Here is an 18064-nt window from a genome sequence, read left to right as displayed (position 1 = left end):
GCGAGCGCCCGCCGTCCCATGTCGCTGGTGCTGTCACTGCGTTGCTGTCACTTCGTGGTGCCGGCCTCGCCCTCGTCGCGACGCTGCTGCTCCCGGTACTCCCGCTGCGCGGTGTCCAGGCTCGACAGGTCGTCGGGGACGTCGATGTGACCGTCGCCGGAGGTGATCGTACCGGTCGCGGCGGAGTCGGTTGTGACGTCGGTCTCGTCGGTCGCGTCAGCGGCCTCCTCGACCGGCGTGTCGACGCGCTTGGCGATGGCGGCGCGCAGCCAGCGGGTCTGCGACCCGGGGGTCGACTCGATGGTGACGGTGTCGTTCGCCTCGTCGACCTCCACGACCGTGCCGAACAGGCCCGAACCGGTCATGACCTCCTGGCCCGGCGCCAGCTGCGACCGGAACTCGGCCTGCTGCTTCTGCTGCTTGCGCGTCCGCTGGCTCATGAAGAACATGAGGCCGGCGAGGACCACGAAGAGGATGATGAGTTCCACGGAGCGTCCTTGTCTGTCGCTGCCCGACGGTCGTCGACCGACAGCCGGGCGTCGGGGGCGCGCCGGTCGGCGCGCCGGGCGCAGGGTCCTGCGCATACGGGCCCCAACGAGCACGGCACCCGTCGAGTTCCGGCCCGGGGCCGTCGGCGGCCGGGGGCGGTCCCAGTCTACTGGGGTGTGCCGCCGTCGCCGTCGGCGCCGTCGAACAGCGTCCCGGTGAGCGGGGCGCCCCACGCCCCGGCCGGCGGCTCGAGCCCGAGGTGCTCCCACGCGGCCTGCGTCGCGACCCGGCCGCGCGGCGTGCGGCCCAGCAGCCCCTCGCGCACGAGGTAGGGCTCCGCCACCGTCTCGACGGTGTCCGGCTCCTCGCCCACGGTCATCGCGAGCGTGCTCAGGCCCACCGGGCCACCGCCGAACCGGCGGCACACCGCGTCGAGCACGGCCCGGTCCAACCGGTCGAGGCCGATCGGGTCGACCTCGTACACCTCCAGCGCGGCGCGGGCCGCCTTGAGGTCGAGCCGGCCGTCGCCGCGCACCTGCGCCCAGTCGCGCACGCGGCGCAGCAGGCGGTTGGCGATGCGCGGGGTGCCGCGCGAGCGGCCGGCGATCTCGTGCGCGGCCGCGTGCTGGATGTCGACCCCGAGCAGCCCTGCGGACCGGGTGATGACGCGCTCCAGCTCGGCGGCGTCGTAGAAGTCGAGGTGCCCGGTGAACCCGAAGCGGTCGCGCAGCGGGGCGGGCAGCAGCCCGGACCGCGTCGTCGCGCCCACGACCGTGAACGGCGGCAGCGCCAGCGGGATCGCGCTCGCACCCGCCCCCTTGCCGACGACGACGTCGACGCGGAAGTCCTCCATCGCGACGTACAGCAGCTCCTCCGCCGGGCGGGCCAGCCGGTGGATCTCGTCGATGAACAGCACCTCGCCCTCCTCGAGCGAGGAGAGCACCGCCGCCAGGTCGCCCGCGTGCTGGATCGCCGGGCCGCTCGTGACCCGCAGCGACGTGCCGAGCTCGGCCGCGATGATCATGGCGAGCGTAGTCTTCCCGAGCCCGGGCGGGCCGGACAGCAGCACGTGGTCGGGCGACGCGTCCCGTGCCAGCGCCGCCTGGAGCACGAGCGAGAGCTGGTCGCGCACCACGCGCTGACCGACGAACTCGTCCAGCTTCTTGGGCCGCAGCGCCGCCTCGGCCGCGCGCTCGACGTCGTCGGCGGACGAGGTCACGAGGCGCTCTCCCCCGTACTCCGGGTCCAGCGGCTCAGCCACGGCGGCCGCCGAGCGATCTCAGGGCCGCCCGCAGGGTGGCGGCCACGTCGACGGGGCCGTCGTCGTCGGACCGGTCCGCGAGCACCCGCTCGACCGTGTCCTGCGCGACCTTCGAGGCCCAGCCCAGGCCGACGAGCGCCTCGACCACCTGGTCGCGCGCCGGGTCGCCGGCCCCGGCCGGCGCCGCCGGGGCGGCCTCGTCGGCGCCTGGCGCCGCGGGCGCGCCCAGCTTGCCGCTCAGCTCGAGCACCAGGCGCTGCGCGCTCTTGGGCCCGACGCCGGGCACGCGGCGCAGCGCGGCCAGGTCCTCGGTCGCGACGGCGCGGCGCAGCGCGTCGGGGGTCAGCACGGCGAGCATCGCCAGGGCGATGCGGGGGCCGACGCCGGACACGGACTGGGCGGTCTCGAAGACCTCGCGCTCGTCGGCTTCGGCGAAGCCGAAGACGGTCATCGAGTCCTCGCGGACGACGAGCGTGGTGTGCAGCTGCGCCCGCTCGCCCACCCGCAGCCCGGCGAGCGTGCCGGGGGTGGCGTGCACGAGGTAGCCGACCCCTCCGACGTCGAGCACGGCCCGCTCCAGCGTCACGTGCGTGACCGTGCCGGTCAGGGAGGCGATCACCATGGTCCTTTCGTCGGCCGGGGCGTCCGTCGAACACCCGTACGAGGCGTCACTGTAACAACCGGCGCCGACGCCGCCGGGCGCGACACGGGCGACAGCTCGCCGTCGTCGTCCGCCTCTGCGCCGCCCGGTCGAGCGGGCTCAGCGCGCGGTCCGCGACGGTGCCCCCCGGTGCTTGCCCCGGCGCGCGTTCTGCTCGGCCGCCGCCCACGCGCGCTGCGCGGGCGTGAGCTCGTTCCGCTCACCGCCCTGCAGGGCCCCCGCCGGGCGCCACAGGTGCGTGACCGCCAGGGCGAGCGCGTCCGCGGCGTCGGCGGGGCGGGGCAGGTCGTCCAGACCGAGGATGCGGGCGATCATGCGCTGCACCTGGTCCTTGCCCGCCCGGCCCGAGCCCGTCACGGCGGCCTTCACCTCGCTCGGCGTGTGCATCGCGACCGGGACGCCGCGGCGCGCGGCCGCGACCATGGCCAGCCCGGCCACCTGGGCCGTGCCCATGACGGTGCCCAGGTTGTGCTGCGCGAAGACCCGTTCGACGGCGACGACGTCGGGCACGTGCCGGTCCAGCCACTCGTCGAGCCCGGTGGCGATGTGCAGGAGCCGCAGGTCGATGCTCTCGGCGGGGTCGCTGCCCACCACGCCCACGTCGACGAGCCGCGCGCGACGACCCGGCAACGAGTCGACGACCCCGACACCGCACCGGGTCAGCCCCGGGTCCACCCCCAGCACGCGCACGTCGTCACCCTCTCACGGGGTGGGCCGAGGTAGTCCGAGATTCGCCGAGGTAGTTCCAGATCCCGCGAGGTAGTTCGCACTACCGCGCGGAGGTCGCGACAGGCTCGACCAGCGGTGCCAGGGTCACTCCTCGTCGAGGGCCGCCATGACCTCGTCGGAGGCGTCGAAGTTCGCGTACACGTTCTGCACGTCGTCGCTGTCCTCGAGCGCGTCGATGAGGCGCATGATCTTGCGCGCGCCCTCGACGTCGACCTCGACCTCCATGGACGGGTGCCAGATCGAGTCGGCGGAGTCGTACTCGATGCCCGCCTCCTGGATGGCGGTGCGCACCGCGACCAGGTCCGTGGCCTCGGAGAGCACCTCGATGACGTCGCCCTCGTCGCTGACCTCTTCGGCGCCGGCGTCGAGCGCCGCGAGCATGACGTCGTCCTCGGTGACGCCGTCCGCCTTCGGCACGACGACGAGGCCCTTGCGGGAGAACAGGTAGGACACCGAGCCCGGGTCCGCCAGGTTGCCGCCGTTGCGCGTGAACGCGAGGCGCACCTCGGAGGCGGCGCGGTTCTTGTTGTCCGTGAGGCACTCGACGAGGACGGCGATGCCGTTCGCGCCGTAGCCCTCGTACATGATCGTCTGGTAGTCGACGGCGTCGGCGCCCTCGCCGGAGCCGCGCTTGAGGGCACGGTCGATGTTGTCGTTCGGGACCGACGACTTCTTCGCCTTCTGGATGGCGTCGAACAGGGTCGGGTTGCCCGCGGGGTCACCGCCGCCCGTGCGCGCCGCGACCTCGATGTTCTTGATCAGCTTCGCGAAGAGCTTGCCACGCTTGGCGTCGATCGCGGCCTTCTTGTGCTTGGTCGTGGCCCACTTGGAGTGACCTGACATGCGCTAACTAACTCCTTCGCGATGCGTGAACGATCCGGACGAACAACCCGTGCACGCGCGCGTCCCCCGTGATCTCCGGGTGGAACGCGGTCGCGAGCAGCCGTCCCTGACGTGCTGCGACGATCTTACCGGCGGCAGGCCCCACCGCAGAGCCGTCCGCCCAGCGGTCCGGGATCCGGGCGAGCACCTCGACCTCCGGCCCCGCCTCCTCGACCCACGGCGCGCGGATGAAGGCGGTGCGCACCGGACGCCCGCCGGGCACGTCGGAGACGCCCGCGACCTGCAGGTCCGCCTCGAACGAGTCCACCTGACGGCCGAAGGCGTTGCGCCGCACCACGACGTCCATCCCGCCCAGCGTGCGCTGGTCGGCCGTGCCGTCCTCGATACGGTCCGCCAGCAGGATCATGCCCGCGCACGAGCCGAACACGGGCAGCCCCTCGCCGATCAGCCGCCGCAGCGGGTCGGCCAGCTCGAAGAGCCGCAGCAGCTTGTCGATCGTCGTCGACTCGCCCCCGGGCAGCACGAGCCCTTCGACGGCCTCCAGCTCGGTCGGACGACGCACGCTCACGGCACGCGCCCCCGCCTGCTCGAGGGCGTGGGCGTGCTCGCGCACGTCCCCCTGCAGGGCGAGGACACCGATCGTCGTGGTCACCGAGGCAGTGTAGGGCGACCAGCAACAGGAGCCGCCTGGCGGCTCAGGAGCAGGTGCCGAGCAGGCCCAGCGTGATCGTGTACCGCCGGGTGTTCGACCACGCCGAGTTCCACGCGGTCCCGGTGGAGAAGACGCGTTCGGCGCGGACCCGGGCGGTCGCGTTCGTCGCCTGGCCGGTCACCTGGTACATGGTCGTGCCGGCGGCGACCTCCACCGGCGTGTTCCCGCCGGGTCCGTAGCCGAACCGGTAGCGCGTGGCCGACGGCACCGCGGTCCAGTTGAAGGTCACCGAGGCGATGCCGAGCAGGCCGCACGTCAGGGTGGGTGCGGGCACCGTCGCGGCGCCCACCGCCCCGCTGAGCATCGTCCCCGTGTCGTCCCACGACGTGCCGGGCAGCGCTGCCCGCAGCGCCACGGACACGCCACCCGACTGCCCCTGGGTGGTCGAGGGGGCGTTCGTCGCCAGCGACACCGCGACGCACAGCGACACCGAGCCGCGCGCGGGGACGGTCGCCGTGCCTCCGGCGCCCGTGCTGCAGCCGTTGCCGGTGTCCGTGGCACCGAACGACGCCGTCGCAGCGAAGCTCGTGCCGAGCGTCCCCGTCCGGGCCGTCGTCGCGGTCACGGTGGCGGGCCGCGACCCGGCGTTGCGCACCGTGACGAGCTCGGAGTCGCCGGCACCCGGCATCGCGCCCGTGAGGGCCAGGGCCGGGAGGCTCACCGTGCCCCCGCGGCCCACCAGCTCGCTCCCGAGGCCGGCGACCTGCACGTCGACGGTCCCGGCCGCGAGCCGGTTCGAGGGGGCCTCGGCGGTAGCGGTCGCGCGCCACCATGCCCAGGCCGCCCCGCTCCCGGTCAGCACGCAGGCCATGGCCACCACGACCAGCGCCGCGACCCGGCGGACCCCTCGCCCCCGGGTCGCCTCAGCCACGTCGCGCCCCTCCCCGGGGCCGCACGGCGCGCAGCATCGCGCCCACGACGACGGCACCGACCGCGGCGAGCACCGCCGCGAACGAGACGCCGCCGGTCCGCGGAAGGTCGCCGACCGGTCGGGCCTCGGCACCCGTCCGCTCCGCGGGCCGGCCCGGACCACGCGCGTCCCCCGCGAGGGTGACCACCACGGCGACGGGCACCCGGGCGCCCCGCGTCTCGTTCCCGGCGGACGCCGACAGCGTCACCTCGAGCGCCACCGGAAGCACCTCGGACTCGGCGAGGCTCACCGGTGCCCCGCCCCCCGACGACCACGGGGCGCCGGCGGGGCGCACGCGGACGTGGACAGCGTCAGCGAGCGCGGTCGCGTCGCTCGCGCCGACGCCGACGGCCACCGCCAGCTCGCCGCGCGCGGGACCCGGCCCGTCGTTGCGGACCAGGAGCGCGGACCGTCGCGTCTCGCCCGGCACCCACGCGCCGGTCGGGAACAGGGGTACGTCGAGGTCGCTCGACCAGCTCCGGCCGTCCACGCTCAGCGCGACGGCGCGGGCGTCGTCGTCCCCCGGCTCCGCGACCGCCGGAGCCGCCGACGCGAGCAGGAGCGTGGCGGCGAGCAGCCCCGCGCCTCGCGCCGCCCCCGCGGTGCCGCCGCGGTCGCTCCGCCGCTCCACCGCAGCCCGACCTGCGCGCGTCACGGCCCGGCTCCGCGCGCTGCGTCGGGCGGAGCGGCGCCCGCGGCGGGCGTCCGGTCGTCGGGCCACCACGTCGCCAGCCCGGCCGAGGGTGGTGTCTCGTCGCCGGTCGTGCCGGCGGAAGGGCCCTCCCGGCCCGGGCCGGCCGGCCGCGCTGCGCGCCGGTCGCGCACCTCGCCCGCGACCAGCCAGGCCGCGTACCCCAGGAGGACGACCGCCGCACCGGTGGTCAGGAGCCGCCGCTGGTCCGGCGTGCCGAGACCCATCACCCGCCCCAGCTGGGGCACCGCGTACCAGAGCACCCCGCGCACCTGCACGGCCCGCACGGGCCGGGGGTCGGCGACCTCGTTCGCGTCGCCCCGGGTCACGAGAGTCCGCTCGCCGTCGGCCGTCGAGCCCAGGCCCACGACGCGGTGCGTCACGACGGTGGGGTCCCCGGAGCGCAGCTGGTAGGTGACCACCTGCCCGGTCGTGATCTCCGTGACGTCGACGGGACGCACCACGACGAGCGTGCCGACGTCGAACGCGGGGCGCATCGAGCCCGTCGCCACGCCGTACGGTGTCGCTCCCCCGAGCCGCGGCACCACCACGACGAGCAGCAGCGCCGCGCCGCCGGCGAGCAGGACGACCCAGGCGAGGGCACGCCCGAGAGCGCGCAGCACGGAGCCGCCCGCGCGCCGGCGTGCCGTGCCCACGACGCCCCCGCTCAGGGCGTCGGGGAGACGTGCGCCTGCGTGACCTGGACTGTGACGTCCTCGAGCGCGGCGGTCAGCCCCTGGGTGTCGTTCGCGGCGGCCGTGTCGAAGACCGCCTCCAGGTTGACCACGAGCGAGTCGCTCTCCCCCACGGGGACGGGGTCGGCCAGCGGGAGGGTCAGCGTCTCGCCGCCCAGCGTGGCCGAGGCGAGGCTCAGGTCGAGCGCCCCGGTGAGGGCGTTCTCCTCGGCCCACGTCGGTGCCGAGACCGTGATGTCGCCGAGCGCCAGGTGGTCCCCCGTACCCCCGAGGGCCAGGGTGCAGGTGGACGTCACCGTGTCGCCGGGCACGATGCCGTCCGTCACGGCGCCGCCCCCGTCGAGGGTCCAGTCACCGCAGTCGCCGTCCGTCATGGTCAGCGTGCCCGCCGTGACGTCGGACCCCGTGGCGGTCCCCTGCGCCGTCCAGTAGGCGATCGTCTGCGCGCCGCCGACGAGCAGGACGGCGGCACCCCCCACGGCGATCGCGGCCTTCGTCAGTCGGTTCACGTCGACGCCCCCGTCGTTGCCGTCCGCGCACCCACGCACCCCGATGTGCGTGACGTGCCTCACGACGACGGTAACGAACAGGTGCCCCGGGCGCGCGTCGTGCGGGAGCCGGTCAGCCGGTCGAGGAGCCGAGCTCCTCGGGGTCGGACGGCTCGTCGTCGTGCTGGACGCCGAGGTGGCGCACGGTGCCGTCCCACCCGCGGGCGAGGGCGTCGACGACGTCGGGCAGCGTGGTCGGGAAGACCTCGCGCGTCTCGGCGCGCAGCTCGGCGGTGGTGAGCCAGCGCATCTCGTCCAGGACGTCGCGCTCCTCCGGGGTCCACCCGTCGTCGGTGGGCCGGTGGCCGCCGTCGACCCGCGCCAGGAAGAAGACCTCCTGCTGGCGGCACGTCTCGGCGAAGAAGTGGAAGTAGGCGTCCCGGGTCAGGACCGGGCCGACGAGGTCGCCCGGTTCGAGGGCGAGCCCGGCCTCCTCGCGCAGCTCGCGCAGCGCGGCGTCGACCTCGGTCTCGCCCGCGTCGATGCCGCCGCCGACGGTGAACCACCACGACCGCTCGGGCTGGTCTGCGTCGTGGCCGCGGACCAGGAGCACCCGGTCCGCGTCGTCCAGCACGATGACGCGCGCCGCGCGCCGCTGCCGCAGCCCGTCCGGTCCGACCGCCCAGTCGTCCCCGAGCGCGGGGGTCACCAGCCCCGCCCCGCCGGGCGCTCGGGCGCCGGCTCGGCCTCGACGCCGAAGCCGTGGTTCACGACTGACAGGGAACGTGCGTGCATGGCGCCCATGGTAGCCACGAGCACGACCTCGACGATTCGATCCCGGCGCTCACCGGCGAGGCCTCACGTGCCTGGTCGGGAGCGCGGCGAGGGGATCCTCCGGCCACGGATGGCGTGGATAGCGGCCTCGCAGGTCGGCGCGGACCCGGGGATAGCCCTGCCTCCAGAAGGAGGCGAGATCACTCGTGATCGCGACCGGACGTCGTGCCGGCGACAGCAGGTGCAGCACGACCGGCACACGACCGTCCGCGACGGCCGGAGTCGCAGTCCAGCCGAACACCTCCTGCAGCTTCACCGCGAGGACCGGCGGCTCGACGCCGTCGTACGCGAGCCGGGCCGCGGAGCCCGACGGGACCTGGAGCCGCTCCGGTGCCAGCTCGTCGAACCGGGCCGCCGCGGGCCACGGCAGGAGACGCCGGAGCGCCGCGGCCACGTCGATGCGGGCAAGGTCGCGCGAGGCCCGCACCGAGGCGAGCTCGGCACCCAGCCAGTCGTCAAGACCGGCGAGCAGCGACTCGTCGTCGACCGCAGGCCACGGGGCTCCGAGATGCGCGTGGCAGAACGCGAGCCGTTCGCGCAGGGCACGCGCGGCCTCCGACCAGCGCAGCACGGACAGACCGTCGCGCCGGATGCCGTCGCGGACGGCCGCCTGGACGAGCACCGGGTCGGGCTTCGCCAGCGGGACGTCGTTCAGCGCGATCGCGCCGAGCGCCTCGACACGCCGCGTCACGATCCGGCCGTCGTCCCAGCGGATCTGGTCGGTGGTCGAGACGAGGTCGCCCGCGACGTCCCGCGCGGTCTGCTCGTCGATCGGCGCCGCGGAACGAATCCGGGCGTCGGGGCGACCCGGTGACCGGTCGGCGACCGCGATCGCCAGCCAGGTCGTGTTCCGCAGCGGCGACTGCGGGTCCAGCGCGGCACCCGTACCACCCGACATCTGATAGGTCGCCGAGCCGATCCCCCGGGCCCGCGCGATCCGGTCCGGGTACGCCAGTCCCGCCACGATCCCCACGGCCAGATCGTCCGACACCCCGTGCGGTGCTCCGTGTGGCCCTCCGTGCGTCCCCCGCCCGGCGCGCCCGCCCGGCGGGTGGCCGGTCGTCGCGCCTCGGCCGAGGCGCTTCACCTCCTCGCGCCAGCGGGCCGTCGCTCCGGGGTCCTCACCACGACGGAGGGCTCGCCAGCGGGCCGGAAGATCATCGCCGGAGCCGCGGCCCGAGTCCTCCGAGAGCATCGCGACGATCTCGCGTGCCCGGTCGGCGCCGACCCTCGGCGCCCCGTCCAGCAGCGCACGAGCAAGGCGAGGATGCGCCCCGATCGCCCTCATCCGCCGGCCCCGCTCCGTGATCCGGCCACCGTCGTCGAGGGCATCGATGCGGCGCAGCAGCTCGGTGGCCGCGGTCATGGCCGCGACGGGCGGCGCCTCGAGCAGACTCAGACCGGCGCCAGCAGGCGCACCCCATGCCGCGAGGTCGAGGGCGAAGGCCGCCAGATCGGCGATCGCGATCTCGGGCGCCGGATGATCGTCGAGCCGCGCGTGGTCGGTGGCGGACCAGCACCGATAGACCCGGCCAGGGGCCTCCCGTCCGGCGCGACCTGCGCGTTGGTCCGCCGAGGACCTCGAGACCCGGCAGGTGACCAACGTCCCGAGACCCCGGGAATGATCGGTCCGCGGCTCCCGGGCAAGACCCGCGTCGACCACGACCCGGACCCCGGGCACGGTCAGCGAGCTCTCCGCGACGGAGGTCGTCACCACGATCCGGCGCACGGGGGACGGCACCAACGCGCGCTCCTGCTCAGCCCTCGACTGGCGACCGTACAACGGCAGCACGTTCTGACCTGCAAGCCGGCGAGTCACGCCGCTGATCTCGGCCTCCCCCGGGACGAACACGAGGATGTCACCGTCGTTCTCGGTCATCGCGCGCCGGACGACGGTCGCGACGTGGTCCAGCAGGCGCGGGTCGACCCGACCACCGGGGAGCAGCGGCGTGGGCAACGGTGCTGGTACCCACTCGGTCGCCACGTCGAACAGCGCGGCAGACGCGGTGATCACGGGGGCGGGTTCGTCCCCGCCGAGCGCGCGGCTCAGGCTGACCGTGTCCGCCGTGGCCGAGGTCGCGACGACGGCCAGGTCGTCCCGGAGGTTCGCCCGGACGTCGACGCAGAGCGCGAGCAGCAGGTCGGCGTCCAGGTGCCGCTCGTGGCACTCGTCGATCACGATCGCCGTGACACCGGGCAGCTCCGGGTCCCGCTGCAGACGTCGCACGAGGAGCCCCGTCGTCACCACCTCGACGCGAAGGCCTTTGCCGCCGGCCCGCTCGCCGCGCATCGCGTAGCCGATGCGCTGCCCGAGCGGCTCGCCGACCAGCATCGCCAGCCGGGCCGCGGCCGCGCGGGTCGCCATCCGTCGCGGCTCGGCGACGATGATCGTGCCCCCGAGCGCGTCACTCAGAGCAAGCGGCAACAACGAGGTCTTCCCCGACCCCGGTGGCGCGACGAGCACCGCGGTACCGCGCGACCGCACCGCATCGACCGTGGCGGGCAGGACCGCCCGGACCGGCAGGTCCGCACCCGGCACCGACGGTTCAGGCAGCAGCACGCCCCGACCCTAGTCGACCGGGACCAGACAACCCTCTCGCCCACCCGCGAGCGAGCTCCCCCAGCCGCCGAAGCCCGGGAGCCGCCTGTGGCCTACCAGCCTCGCTCGGCCAACCGCACAGGCGCAGGCTCCGCCTCGACGTTGATGCCGACCATGGCCTCGCCCAGCCCGCGGGAGACCTTGGCGAGCACGTCGGGGTCGTCGTGGAACGTGGTGGCCTGCACGATCGCCTTGGCCCGCGCGACGGGGTCGCCGGACTTGAAGATGCCCGAGCCGACGAACACGCCCTCGGCGCCCAGCTGCATCATCATCGCGGCGTCCGCCGGGGTGGCGATGCCGCCCGCGGTGAACAGCACGACCGGCAGCTTGCCCGCGCGCGCCACCTCGGCGACGAGCTCGTACGGCGCCTGCAGCTCCTTGGCGGCGACGAACAGCTCGTCCTCCGGGAGCGAGGTCAGCCGGCGGATCTCGCCGCGGATCTGCCGCATGTGCGTGGTGGCGTTCGAGACGTCGCCGGTGCCGGCCTCGCCCTTGGAGCGGATCATCGCCGCGCCCTCGGTGATGCGGCGCAGCGCCTCGCCGAGGTTGGTCGCCCCGCACACGAACGGCACGGTGAACTGCCACTTGTCGATGTGGTTGGCGTAGTCGGCGGGAGTCAGCACCTCCGACTCGTCGACGTAGTCGACGCCCAGGGACTGCAGCACCTGGGCCTCGACGAAGTGCCCGATGCGCGCCTTCGCCATCACGGGGATCGAGACGGCGTCGATGATGCCGTCGATCATGTCGGGGTCGCTCATGCGGGCGACGCCGCCCTGCGCGCGGATGTCCGCGGGGACCCGCTCGAGGGCCATGACGGCCACGGCGCCGGCGTCCTCGGCGATCTTCGCCTGCTCGGGCGTGACGACGTCCATGATGACGCCGCCCTTGAGCATCTCGGCCATGCCGCGCTTGACGCGGGCGGTGCCCACCTCGCCCGCGGTGATCCGGCCGTCGCTGCCGCTGGTCTCGCTCAACTGTGGCCTCGCTCGTGTCGGAGTGGACGCGTGACCGCTGTCACGCACCCTCCATCCTAGTTCCGCGCGTCAGGCCCCGGTGAGCCCCTCCGGCATCTGGTCGTCCAGCTCGACCGTGCGCGGGAGCGCCGCGTGCCCGGACAGCCGCAGCAGCCGGACGTACCAGGTGCGCCGCGCGCGGCGCGCCTGGGCGACGGCCTCGTTGTGGAACCGGCGGGCGAGCTGCGCGCGGTACCAGGCCGCGCCGAGCTGGCCGACGAGGTCGGCGCCCGCGGGGGTCGACCGCAGCTCCCGCAGCGCCTCGTCGTCGCCGAGCGCCGAGCGGAGCGTCGCGGACAGCTCGCTCTCGGTGCGCTCGCGGTCGGGGCCCAGGCCGTCGAGGGCGAGCTCGGCGCCGGGCGACGGGGGCGGCCCGGCGTCCTCGACGGCGGCGAACGCCGCGTCCGCGACCAGCACGGCCCCGGCCGGGTCGAGCAGGCCCGAGGAGGCCAGGTCGATGGCGGCGCCCGCGCGGCGGGCGAGCTGGGCCTGCAGGGCGATCCGCGACGCGACCACCTTGCGGTGCAGGCGGTCGAGGCGCGACGCCGAGATCCAGGCGAGCCAGACCGCGACCGCCGCGACGACCAGGACCAGGAGGGCGAGCTCGGACCAGGTCATGCGCCCTCACCCCCGGCGGCGCGCCGGGTGCGCAGCCAGCCGACCGCGCTCTCCGTCCGGGACGGGGCGACCGGGGTGCCCAGCGCCTCCCCCGCAGCGAGGGCCATCTCGTAGACGGCGAGCACCTGCGAGGTCACGGCGGACCAGTCGAACCGGCGCACGAACGCCGTGGCCCGCTCGCGCCGCGCCCGGGTGCCGGCCGCGTCGCCCAGCGCCTCGAGGATCGCGCGCGCCAGGTCCTCCGGCTCGCCGGTGCGGAACAGCCGGCCCGCGGCGCCGTCGTCGAGCACGCGCCGGAACGCGCCGAGGTCGCTGGCCACGACGGCGGTGCCGCCGCTCATCGCCTCGACGAGGACGATGCCGAAGCTCTCGCCGCCGGTCTGCGGCGCGACGTACAGGTCGGCCGAGGCGAGCAGCGACGCCTTGTCCTCGTCGCTGACCCCGCCGAGGAACTCGAACGACCCGGCGTGCGGGCCGAGCGCCTCGAGGGCCGCGTCCCGCCCGTCGTCGCCCTTGCCGGCCACGAGGAAGCGCGCCCCCGGGACCTGCTCGAGCACCCGCGGGGCCGCGGCGGCGAGCACCGCCAGCCCCTTGCGCGGCTCGTCGAGGCGGCCGAGGAACGCGATCGTCGGCGCCTCGGGCGTGCCGCGCCAGCGGTCCGACGCCGGCGCCTGGGCGAACGTGTCGACGTAGACGCCGTTGGGGATGACGACGGCGTCGCCGCCCACGTGGTCGATGAGGGTGCGGCGGGCGTCCTCCGAGACGGCGATGCGTGCCGCGATCTTCTCGAGCGACTGGCGCAGCAGCGGGTACGCGACCTGCAGCGCCCGGGAGCGCTCCTGGGAGGTGTGGAACGTCGCCACGACCGGCCCCTCCGCCAGCCACAGGGCGAGCATCGACAGGCTGGGCACCATCGGCTCGTGCAGGTGCAGGACGTCGAACTCCCCCGCCTCGAGCCAGCGCCGCACCCGCGCGGCGGTGCGCGGGCCGAACGTCAGGCGCGCGACGGACCCGTTGTAGCGCACAGGGATCGCGCGCCCCGCGGAGGTGACGACGTCGGGCACCGGGGTGTCGTCGTCGGCGGGGGCCAGCACGGAGACCTCGTGCCCGGCACGCTGGAGCGCGCCGGCGAGGTCGCGCACGTGGAACTGCACGCCGCCGGGCGCGTCGAACGAGTAGGGGCACACGATCCCGACGCGCAGCGGACGGGACGGCGCGGGCACGCCGGCGGGCACGCCGTGGGGCACGTCGCTCATCCCTCGCCCGCCTCGGCCTTCGTGCGGGCGTACCGCTCGGCGTCGAGGTCGTCGACGAAGACGCGCTGCAGCATGTGCCAGTCCTCGGTGGACTCCTGCAGCGTCCGCGCGACGGCGTCGACCCAGCCCTGCGTCATCCGCGCGACGCGCTCCTTGCGGTGCAGCCCCGAGTCGTCGGGCACCGGCACCGCCGGGTAGAACCGGATCACGATGCCCCAGGGCGTGCCCGCGGCGCGGCGACGCTCGCCGGTGAGCCGCTCGTAGGTGATCCCCACCGGGATCAGCGGCACCTTGGCGACCAGGGCGAGGGCGGCCGGCCCCGCGGCGACCCGCGCCCGGTGCCCGCACAGGTCCACCTCGACGCCGGAGGACGTGAGGTCGCGGTCCGCGAGGAGCGGGATGATCGAGCCGCCGCGCACCGCCCCGCGCACCAGGTTGCGGAAGACGTCGGCGTCGCCGAGCGGCAGCACCTCGATCCCGATCGAGCGCCGGAACTCGACGAACTCGACGAAGAGCTCCTCGGGCTTGAGCCGCTCGGCGACGGTGAGCACCGGCGCGATGTGCGGGGTCGCGTAGGCGCCCGCGAGGTCCCAGTTGCCCAGGTGCGCCAGCGCGAGCGAGACGCCCTGCCCGTCGGCGACCGGGCCCGCGACGTGCTCGTACCCGTCCAGGCGCACCCGCGCGGCGATCTGCTCGGGCGTCGAGCCCTGCATCGTGAACGCCTCGCGGAAGTACCGCATGTACGAGCGCATGCCCGCCCGGCTCAGGCGGCGCAGCTCGGGGCCGTCGAGGTCGGGCCGCACCCGCGCGTAGTTCGCCTCGAGCCGGCGCACCCCCTCGGTGCGCCGCAGCCAGGTGACGTCCGCCACGGCGGTGAACGCCGCGCGCAGCACCGGCTCCGGGATCTTCGGCGCGTGGCGCCACGCGAACGTGTACAGGCGGGCGACGTCGAACCGCATCAGGCCTCCGGGTCGGTGCTGTCGGGACGGTGCGGGACGGGACCCGCCGGCGAGAGCTGCCTGCGCACGGTGGCCACGCGCTGCACGACGGTCACGAGGCTGGCGACGGCCAGCAGCGTGAGCGCGACCTCGGTCACGACCACCGGCAGGCCGACCTGCGTGAACGCGACCGCCACCAGCGCCACCACGAGCCGGTCGGTGCGCTCCGCGATGCCGACGGCCGCCGTGGCGCCGACGCTCTCGGCACGGGCGCGCGCGTACGGGACGACCGACCCGAGCACCAGGCACGCGAGCGACGCGACGATCCCCCAGGTGACGTACGGCAGGTCGGGGTGCAGCACGAACCAGAGGGTGATGCCCGCGAAGACGGCGCCGTCGGACACCCGGTCGAGCGTGGAGTCGAGGAACGCGCCCCACGGGCCGGTGCGCCCCGACAGGCGCGCCATGACGCCGTCCATCGAGTCCGCCAGCGCGAACAGGCCGATGAGCACGCCCCCGAGCAGGACGTTCCCCGTGGGCAGCAGCGTGAGTGCCAGGACGACGACGACCACCGTGCCCGCGATCGTCACGGCGTCCGGCGTCACCCCGAGCCTCAGGAGCAGTCGCGCGGGCGGGGTGAACAGGCGCTGCATCGTGGCCCGCAGCCCTCCGAGCATCAGCGCCCCCCGCCGGGGTCGGCATCGTGGTCGGCCCGCGGCCACGCGGCGGCCAGGCGGGCGCGCGTGTCGGCGAGGAGCTCGGGCAGCGCCTTGGTCTGACCGACGACGGGCAGGAAGTTCGCGTCGCCGAGCCAGCGCGGCACGACGTGCTGGTGCAGGTGGGCCGCGATGCCGGCGCCCGCGACCTCGCCCTGGTTCATGCCGATGTTGTAGCCGGCCGGGCCGTAGACCGCGGTGAGGGTGCGGATCGCCGTCTGGGTCATCTCCGCCAGCTCGGCGGTCTCGGACCGCGTGAGCTCCACGTAGCCGGACACGTGCCGGTACGGCAGCACCATGAGGTGCCCGGAGTTGTACGGGTACAGGTTCAGCACCGCGTAGCACTCCGCCCCGCGGGCGACGACGAGGCCGTCCTCGTCGTCGCCCGCCGGGATGCGGCAGAACGGGCACTGCGCCACCGAGCCGTCGGCGGGCTTGTCCTGCCCGCCGATGTAGACCATGCGGTGCGGCGTCCACAGCCGCTGCAGGCCGTCCTCGGGCGGGCCGAAGTCGCCCGCCGGGACGGTCGTCGATCCGTGCTCGGCATCGGGCGCGTCGTCGTGGCCGGTCATGCGCGCCCGCTCAGACCTGGGCGCGGTCGCGCACCGCCGCGACGATGCGCTCGATCGCGTCGGCGACGGGCACCCCGTTCTCCTGGGTGCCGTCGCGGAACCGGAACGACACCGCCCCTGCCTCGACGTCCTCGCCGCCCGCGATGAGGACGAACGGCACCTTCTCCTTGGACGCGTTGCGGATCTTCTTGCCGAACCGGTCGTCCGACAGGTCGATCTCGGCGCGGATGCCGCGCGCCGTCAGCTGGCCGACGACGTCCTTGAGGTAGTCGTCGAACGCCTCGGCGACCGGCACGGCGAGCACCTGGACGGGCGCCAGCCAGGCCGGGAAGAGCCCCGCGTAGTGCTCGATGAGCACGCCCATGAACCGCTCGATCGAGCCGAACTTGGCCGAGTGGATCATCACCGGCTGCTGCTTGGTGCCGTCCGCCGCGGTGTACTCCAGGCCGAAGCCCTGGGGCTGGTTGAAGTCGTACTGCACGGTGCCCATCTGCCACGTGCGCCCGATGGCGTCCTTCGCCTGGACGGAGATCTTGGGGCCGTAGAAGGCAGCGCCGCCCGGGTCGGCGACCAGCTCGAGGCCGGAGGCGACGGCGACCTCCTCCAGGACCGCGGTGGCCTTGGCCCAGTCCTCGTCGGAGCCGACGAACTTGTCCGGCTTGGAGTCGTCGCGGGTCGAGAGCTCGAGGTAGAAGTCGTCGAGACCGAAGTCGCGCAGCACGGACAGCATGAAGTCCAGCAGGTGCTTGACCTCGGCGGGCGCCTGCTCGGGGGTGACGTAGGAGTGCGAGTCGTCCTGGGTCAGGCCGCGCACGCGCGTCAGGCCCTGCACCACCCCGGACTTCTCGTACCGGTACACCGAGCCGAACTCGAAGAGGCGGATCGGCAGCTCGCGGTAGGAGCGGCCCCGGCTGGAGAAGATGAGGTTGTGCATCGGGCAGTTCATCGCCTTGAGGCGGTAGCGGCCGTGGTCGCCGACGTCCTCGAGGTCCAGCGGCGGGAACATCGTGTCGCCGTAGTACGGCAGGTGGCCCGACGTGTAGAACAGCTCTTCCTTGGTGATGTGCGGCGTGCCGACGTAGGAGAAGCCCTCCTCGATGTGGCGCTGCCGGACGTAGTCCTCCATCACCCGCTTGATCACGCCACCCTTGGGGTGGAACAGCGGCAGGCCGGAGCCGACCTCGTCGTGGAACGAGAACAGGTCCATCTCGGCGCCGATGCGGCGGTGGTCGCGGCGCTCGGCCTCGGCCAGGCGCTCCAGGTACGCCTTGAGCTCGTCCTTGCTGGGCCACGCGGTGCCGTAGATGCGCTGCAGCATCGGGTTCTTCTCGCTGCCGCGCCAGTACGCGGCCGCGTTGCGCATGAGCTGCACCCCGTTGCCGATCAGCTTGGTGCTCGGCAGGTGCGGCCCGCGGCACAGGTCCTTCCAGACCACGGCCTCGCTCTCGCGCCCCGCGCCGCGGACGTTGTCGTAGATGGTCAGCTCGCCGGCGCCCACCTCGACCGAGCTGCCGTCGTCGTCCGACGAGCCGCCCTTGAGGCCGACGAGCTCCAGCTTGTAGGGCTCGTCGGCCAGCTCCGCGCGGGCCTCGTCCTCCGTCACGACGCGGCGGCGGAAGGTCTGCCCCTCGCGGATGATGCGCGCCATCGCCTTGTCGAGGGCCTTGAGGTCCTCCGGCGTGAAGGGCGTGGCGACGTCGAAGTCGTAGTAGAAGCCGTCGGTCACGGGCGGGCCGATGCCCAGCTTCGCGTCGGGGTTGACCTGCTGCACGGCCTGGGCCAGCACGTGCGCGGCGCTGTGGCGCAGCACGGCGAGGCCGTCGGGCGAGCCGATCGCCACCGGCTCGACGACGGTGCCGGGCGCGAGGTCGCGCGAGAGGTCCAGCAGCTCACCGTCCACCCGCATCACGACGACGTCCTTGCGGTCCGCGAAGAGGTCCGTTCCCGTCGTCGGCGTCTGCACCGTCACCGTGTCCTGGCTGGCATCGGCGGGGTTCGGTGGCATCGGCGAGGCGACGTCGGACACGTGCTGCTCCTTG

At 74.5% G+C, this 18064-nt stretch carries 19 protein-coding genes; all 19 read right to left on the bottom strand.

Features of this window, described 5'->3' with window-relative positions; translation table 11 throughout:
• Positions 1–47: 47 nt before the first annotated feature.
• The 19 genes from yajC to thrS all read right to left on the bottom strand — a co-directional run bounded on the left by yajC (position 48) and on the right by thrS (position 18030).
• Positions 48–488, bottom strand: a complete 441-nt coding sequence (gene yajC / locus AAG589_RS03470) for a preprotein translocase subunit YajC (protein WP_430565840.1) — start codon at positions 486–488, stop codon at positions 48–50.
• 167 nt (positions 489–655) lie between these two features.
• Positions 656–1750: a Holliday junction branch migration DNA helicase RuvB gene (ruvB, locus tag AAG589_RS03465; protein WP_430565839.1), complete on the bottom strand. Its 1095-nt coding sequence runs from the start codon at positions 1748–1750 to the stop codon at positions 656–658.
• Positions 1743–2369 carry a Holliday junction branch migration protein RuvA gene (gene ruvA, locus AAG589_RS03460; RefSeq protein ID WP_430566221.1) on the bottom strand — a complete coding sequence of 209 codons (627 nt, stop codon included), beginning with the start codon at positions 2367–2369 and terminating at the stop codon, positions 1743–1745. Before ruvA ends, ruvB begins: the two co-directional genes overlap by 8 nt.
• 141 nt (positions 2370–2510) lie before the next feature.
• Entirely contained in the window at positions 2511–3101 is a 591-nt protein-coding gene (gene ruvC, locus AAG589_RS03455; protein WP_430565838.1) for a crossover junction endodeoxyribonuclease RuvC, read from the bottom strand.
• Between the two features lie 123 nt (positions 3102–3224).
• A complete protein-coding gene (locus AAG589_RS03450; RefSeq protein ID WP_430565837.1) occupies positions 3225–3983 on the bottom strand; it encodes a YebC/PmpR family DNA-binding transcriptional regulator in 759 nt (252 codons plus the stop codon).
• A gap of 7 nt (positions 3984–3990) precedes the next feature.
• Complete coding sequence (gene pdxT / locus AAG589_RS03445; protein ID WP_430565836.1) at positions 3991–4635, bottom strand: pyridoxal 5'-phosphate synthase glutaminase subunit PdxT; 645 nt, start codon at positions 4633–4635, stop codon at positions 3991–3993.
• A 43-nt stretch (positions 4636–4678) separates the two neighbouring features.
• On the bottom strand, positions 4679–5566 hold the full coding sequence (locus tag AAG589_RS03440) for a hypothetical protein (protein ID WP_430565835.1): 888 nt from the start codon (positions 5564–5566) through the stop codon (positions 4679–4681).
• Positions 5559–6260, bottom strand: a complete 702-nt coding sequence (locus tag AAG589_RS03435) for a hypothetical protein (protein WP_430565834.1) — start codon at positions 6258–6260, stop codon at positions 5559–5561. Before AAG589_RS03435 ends, AAG589_RS03440 begins: the two co-directional genes overlap by 8 nt.
• The gene (locus AAG589_RS03430) at positions 6257–6952 is read right to left on the bottom strand and encodes a signal peptidase I (protein WP_430565833.1); all 696 of its coding nucleotides are present in this window, start codon (positions 6950–6952) and stop codon (positions 6257–6259) included. Before AAG589_RS03430 ends, AAG589_RS03435 begins: the two co-directional genes overlap by 4 nt.
• Before the next feature lie 11 nt (positions 6953–6963).
• Positions 6964–7563: an alternate-type signal peptide domain-containing protein gene (locus tag AAG589_RS03425; RefSeq protein ID WP_430565832.1), complete on the bottom strand. Its 600-nt coding sequence runs from the start codon at positions 7561–7563 to the stop codon at positions 6964–6966.
• 49 nt (positions 7564–7612) lie between these two features.
• The gene (locus AAG589_RS03420) at positions 7613–8188 is read right to left on the bottom strand and encodes an NUDIX hydrolase (RefSeq protein ID WP_430565831.1); all 576 of its coding nucleotides are present in this window, start codon (positions 8186–8188) and stop codon (positions 7613–7615) included.
• Positions 8189–8323: 135 nt separating this feature from the next.
• A complete protein-coding gene (gene hrpB, locus AAG589_RS03415; RefSeq protein WP_430565830.1) occupies positions 8324–10873 on the bottom strand; it encodes an ATP-dependent helicase HrpB in 2550 nt (849 codons plus the stop codon).
• Between the two features lie 92 nt (positions 10874–10965).
• Positions 10966–11886: a pyridoxal 5'-phosphate synthase lyase subunit PdxS gene (pdxS, locus tag AAG589_RS03410; RefSeq protein WP_430565829.1), complete on the bottom strand. Its 921-nt coding sequence runs from the start codon at positions 11884–11886 to the stop codon at positions 10966–10968.
• Positions 11887–11955: 69 nt separating this feature from the next.
• The gene (locus tag AAG589_RS03405) at positions 11956–12543 is read right to left on the bottom strand and encodes a hypothetical protein (RefSeq protein ID WP_430565828.1); all 588 of its coding nucleotides are present in this window, start codon (positions 12541–12543) and stop codon (positions 11956–11958) included.
• Positions 12540–13745, bottom strand: a complete 1206-nt coding sequence (locus AAG589_RS03400) for a glycosyltransferase family 4 protein (protein ID WP_430566220.1) — start codon at positions 13743–13745, stop codon at positions 12540–12542. Before AAG589_RS03400 ends, AAG589_RS03405 begins: the two co-directional genes overlap by 4 nt.
• A gap of 50 nt (positions 13746–13795) precedes the next feature.
• Entirely contained in the window at positions 13796–14758 is a 963-nt protein-coding gene (locus AAG589_RS03395; protein ID WP_430565827.1) for a phosphatidylinositol mannoside acyltransferase, read from the bottom strand.
• Entirely contained in the window at positions 14758–15414 is a 657-nt protein-coding gene (pgsA, locus tag AAG589_RS03390; protein ID WP_430565826.1) for a phosphatidylinositol phosphate synthase, read from the bottom strand. The genes AAG589_RS03395 and pgsA overlap by 1 nt, the downstream gene beginning before the upstream one ends.
• Complete coding sequence (locus tag AAG589_RS03385) at positions 15414–16025, bottom strand: HIT family protein (RefSeq protein WP_430565825.1); 612 nt, start codon at positions 16023–16025, stop codon at positions 15414–15416. The genes pgsA and AAG589_RS03385 overlap by 1 nt, the downstream gene beginning before the upstream one ends.
• A gap of 10 nt (positions 16026–16035) precedes the next feature.
• Complete coding sequence (thrS, locus tag AAG589_RS03380) at positions 16036–18030, bottom strand: threonine--tRNA ligase (RefSeq protein WP_430566219.1); 1995 nt, start codon at positions 18028–18030, stop codon at positions 16036–16038.
• Positions 18031–18064 lie beyond the last annotated feature (34 nt).

This window comes from Isoptericola sp. F-RaC21 (assembly GCF_038593535.1).
In the GTDB taxonomy this organism is placed as follows: Bacteria; Actinomycetota; Actinomycetes; order Actinomycetales; family Cellulomonadaceae; genus Isoptericola.
Note: the sequence above shows the minus strand (reverse complement) of the source record. Positions and strands in the feature narration are given on the sequence as shown.

Excerpts from the sequence above, each read along its gene's own strand:
- AAG589_RS03395 (WP_430565827.1), bottom strand. The coding sequence starts at position 14,758 with ATGCGGTTCGACGTCGCCCGCCTGTACACGTTCGCGTGGCGCCACGCG.
- AAG589_RS03405 (WP_430565828.1), bottom strand. The coding sequence starts at position 12,543 with ATGACCTGGTCCGAGCTCGCCCTCCTGGTCCTGGTCGTCGCGGCGGTC.
- AAG589_RS03385 (WP_430565825.1), bottom strand. The coding sequence starts at position 16,025 with ATGACCGGCCACGACGACGCGCCCGATGCCGAGCACGGATCGACGACC.
- AAG589_RS03450 (WP_430565837.1), bottom strand. The coding sequence starts at position 3,983 with ATGTCAGGTCACTCCAAGTGGGCCACGACCAAGCACAAGAAGGCCGCG.
- thrS (WP_430566219.1), bottom strand. The coding sequence starts at position 18,030 with ATGCCACCGAACCCCGCCGATGCCAGCCAGGACACGGTGACGGTGCAG.
- pgsA (WP_430565826.1), bottom strand. The coding sequence starts at position 15,414 with ATGCTCGGAGGGCTGCGGGCCACGATGCAGCGCCTGTTCACCCCGCCC.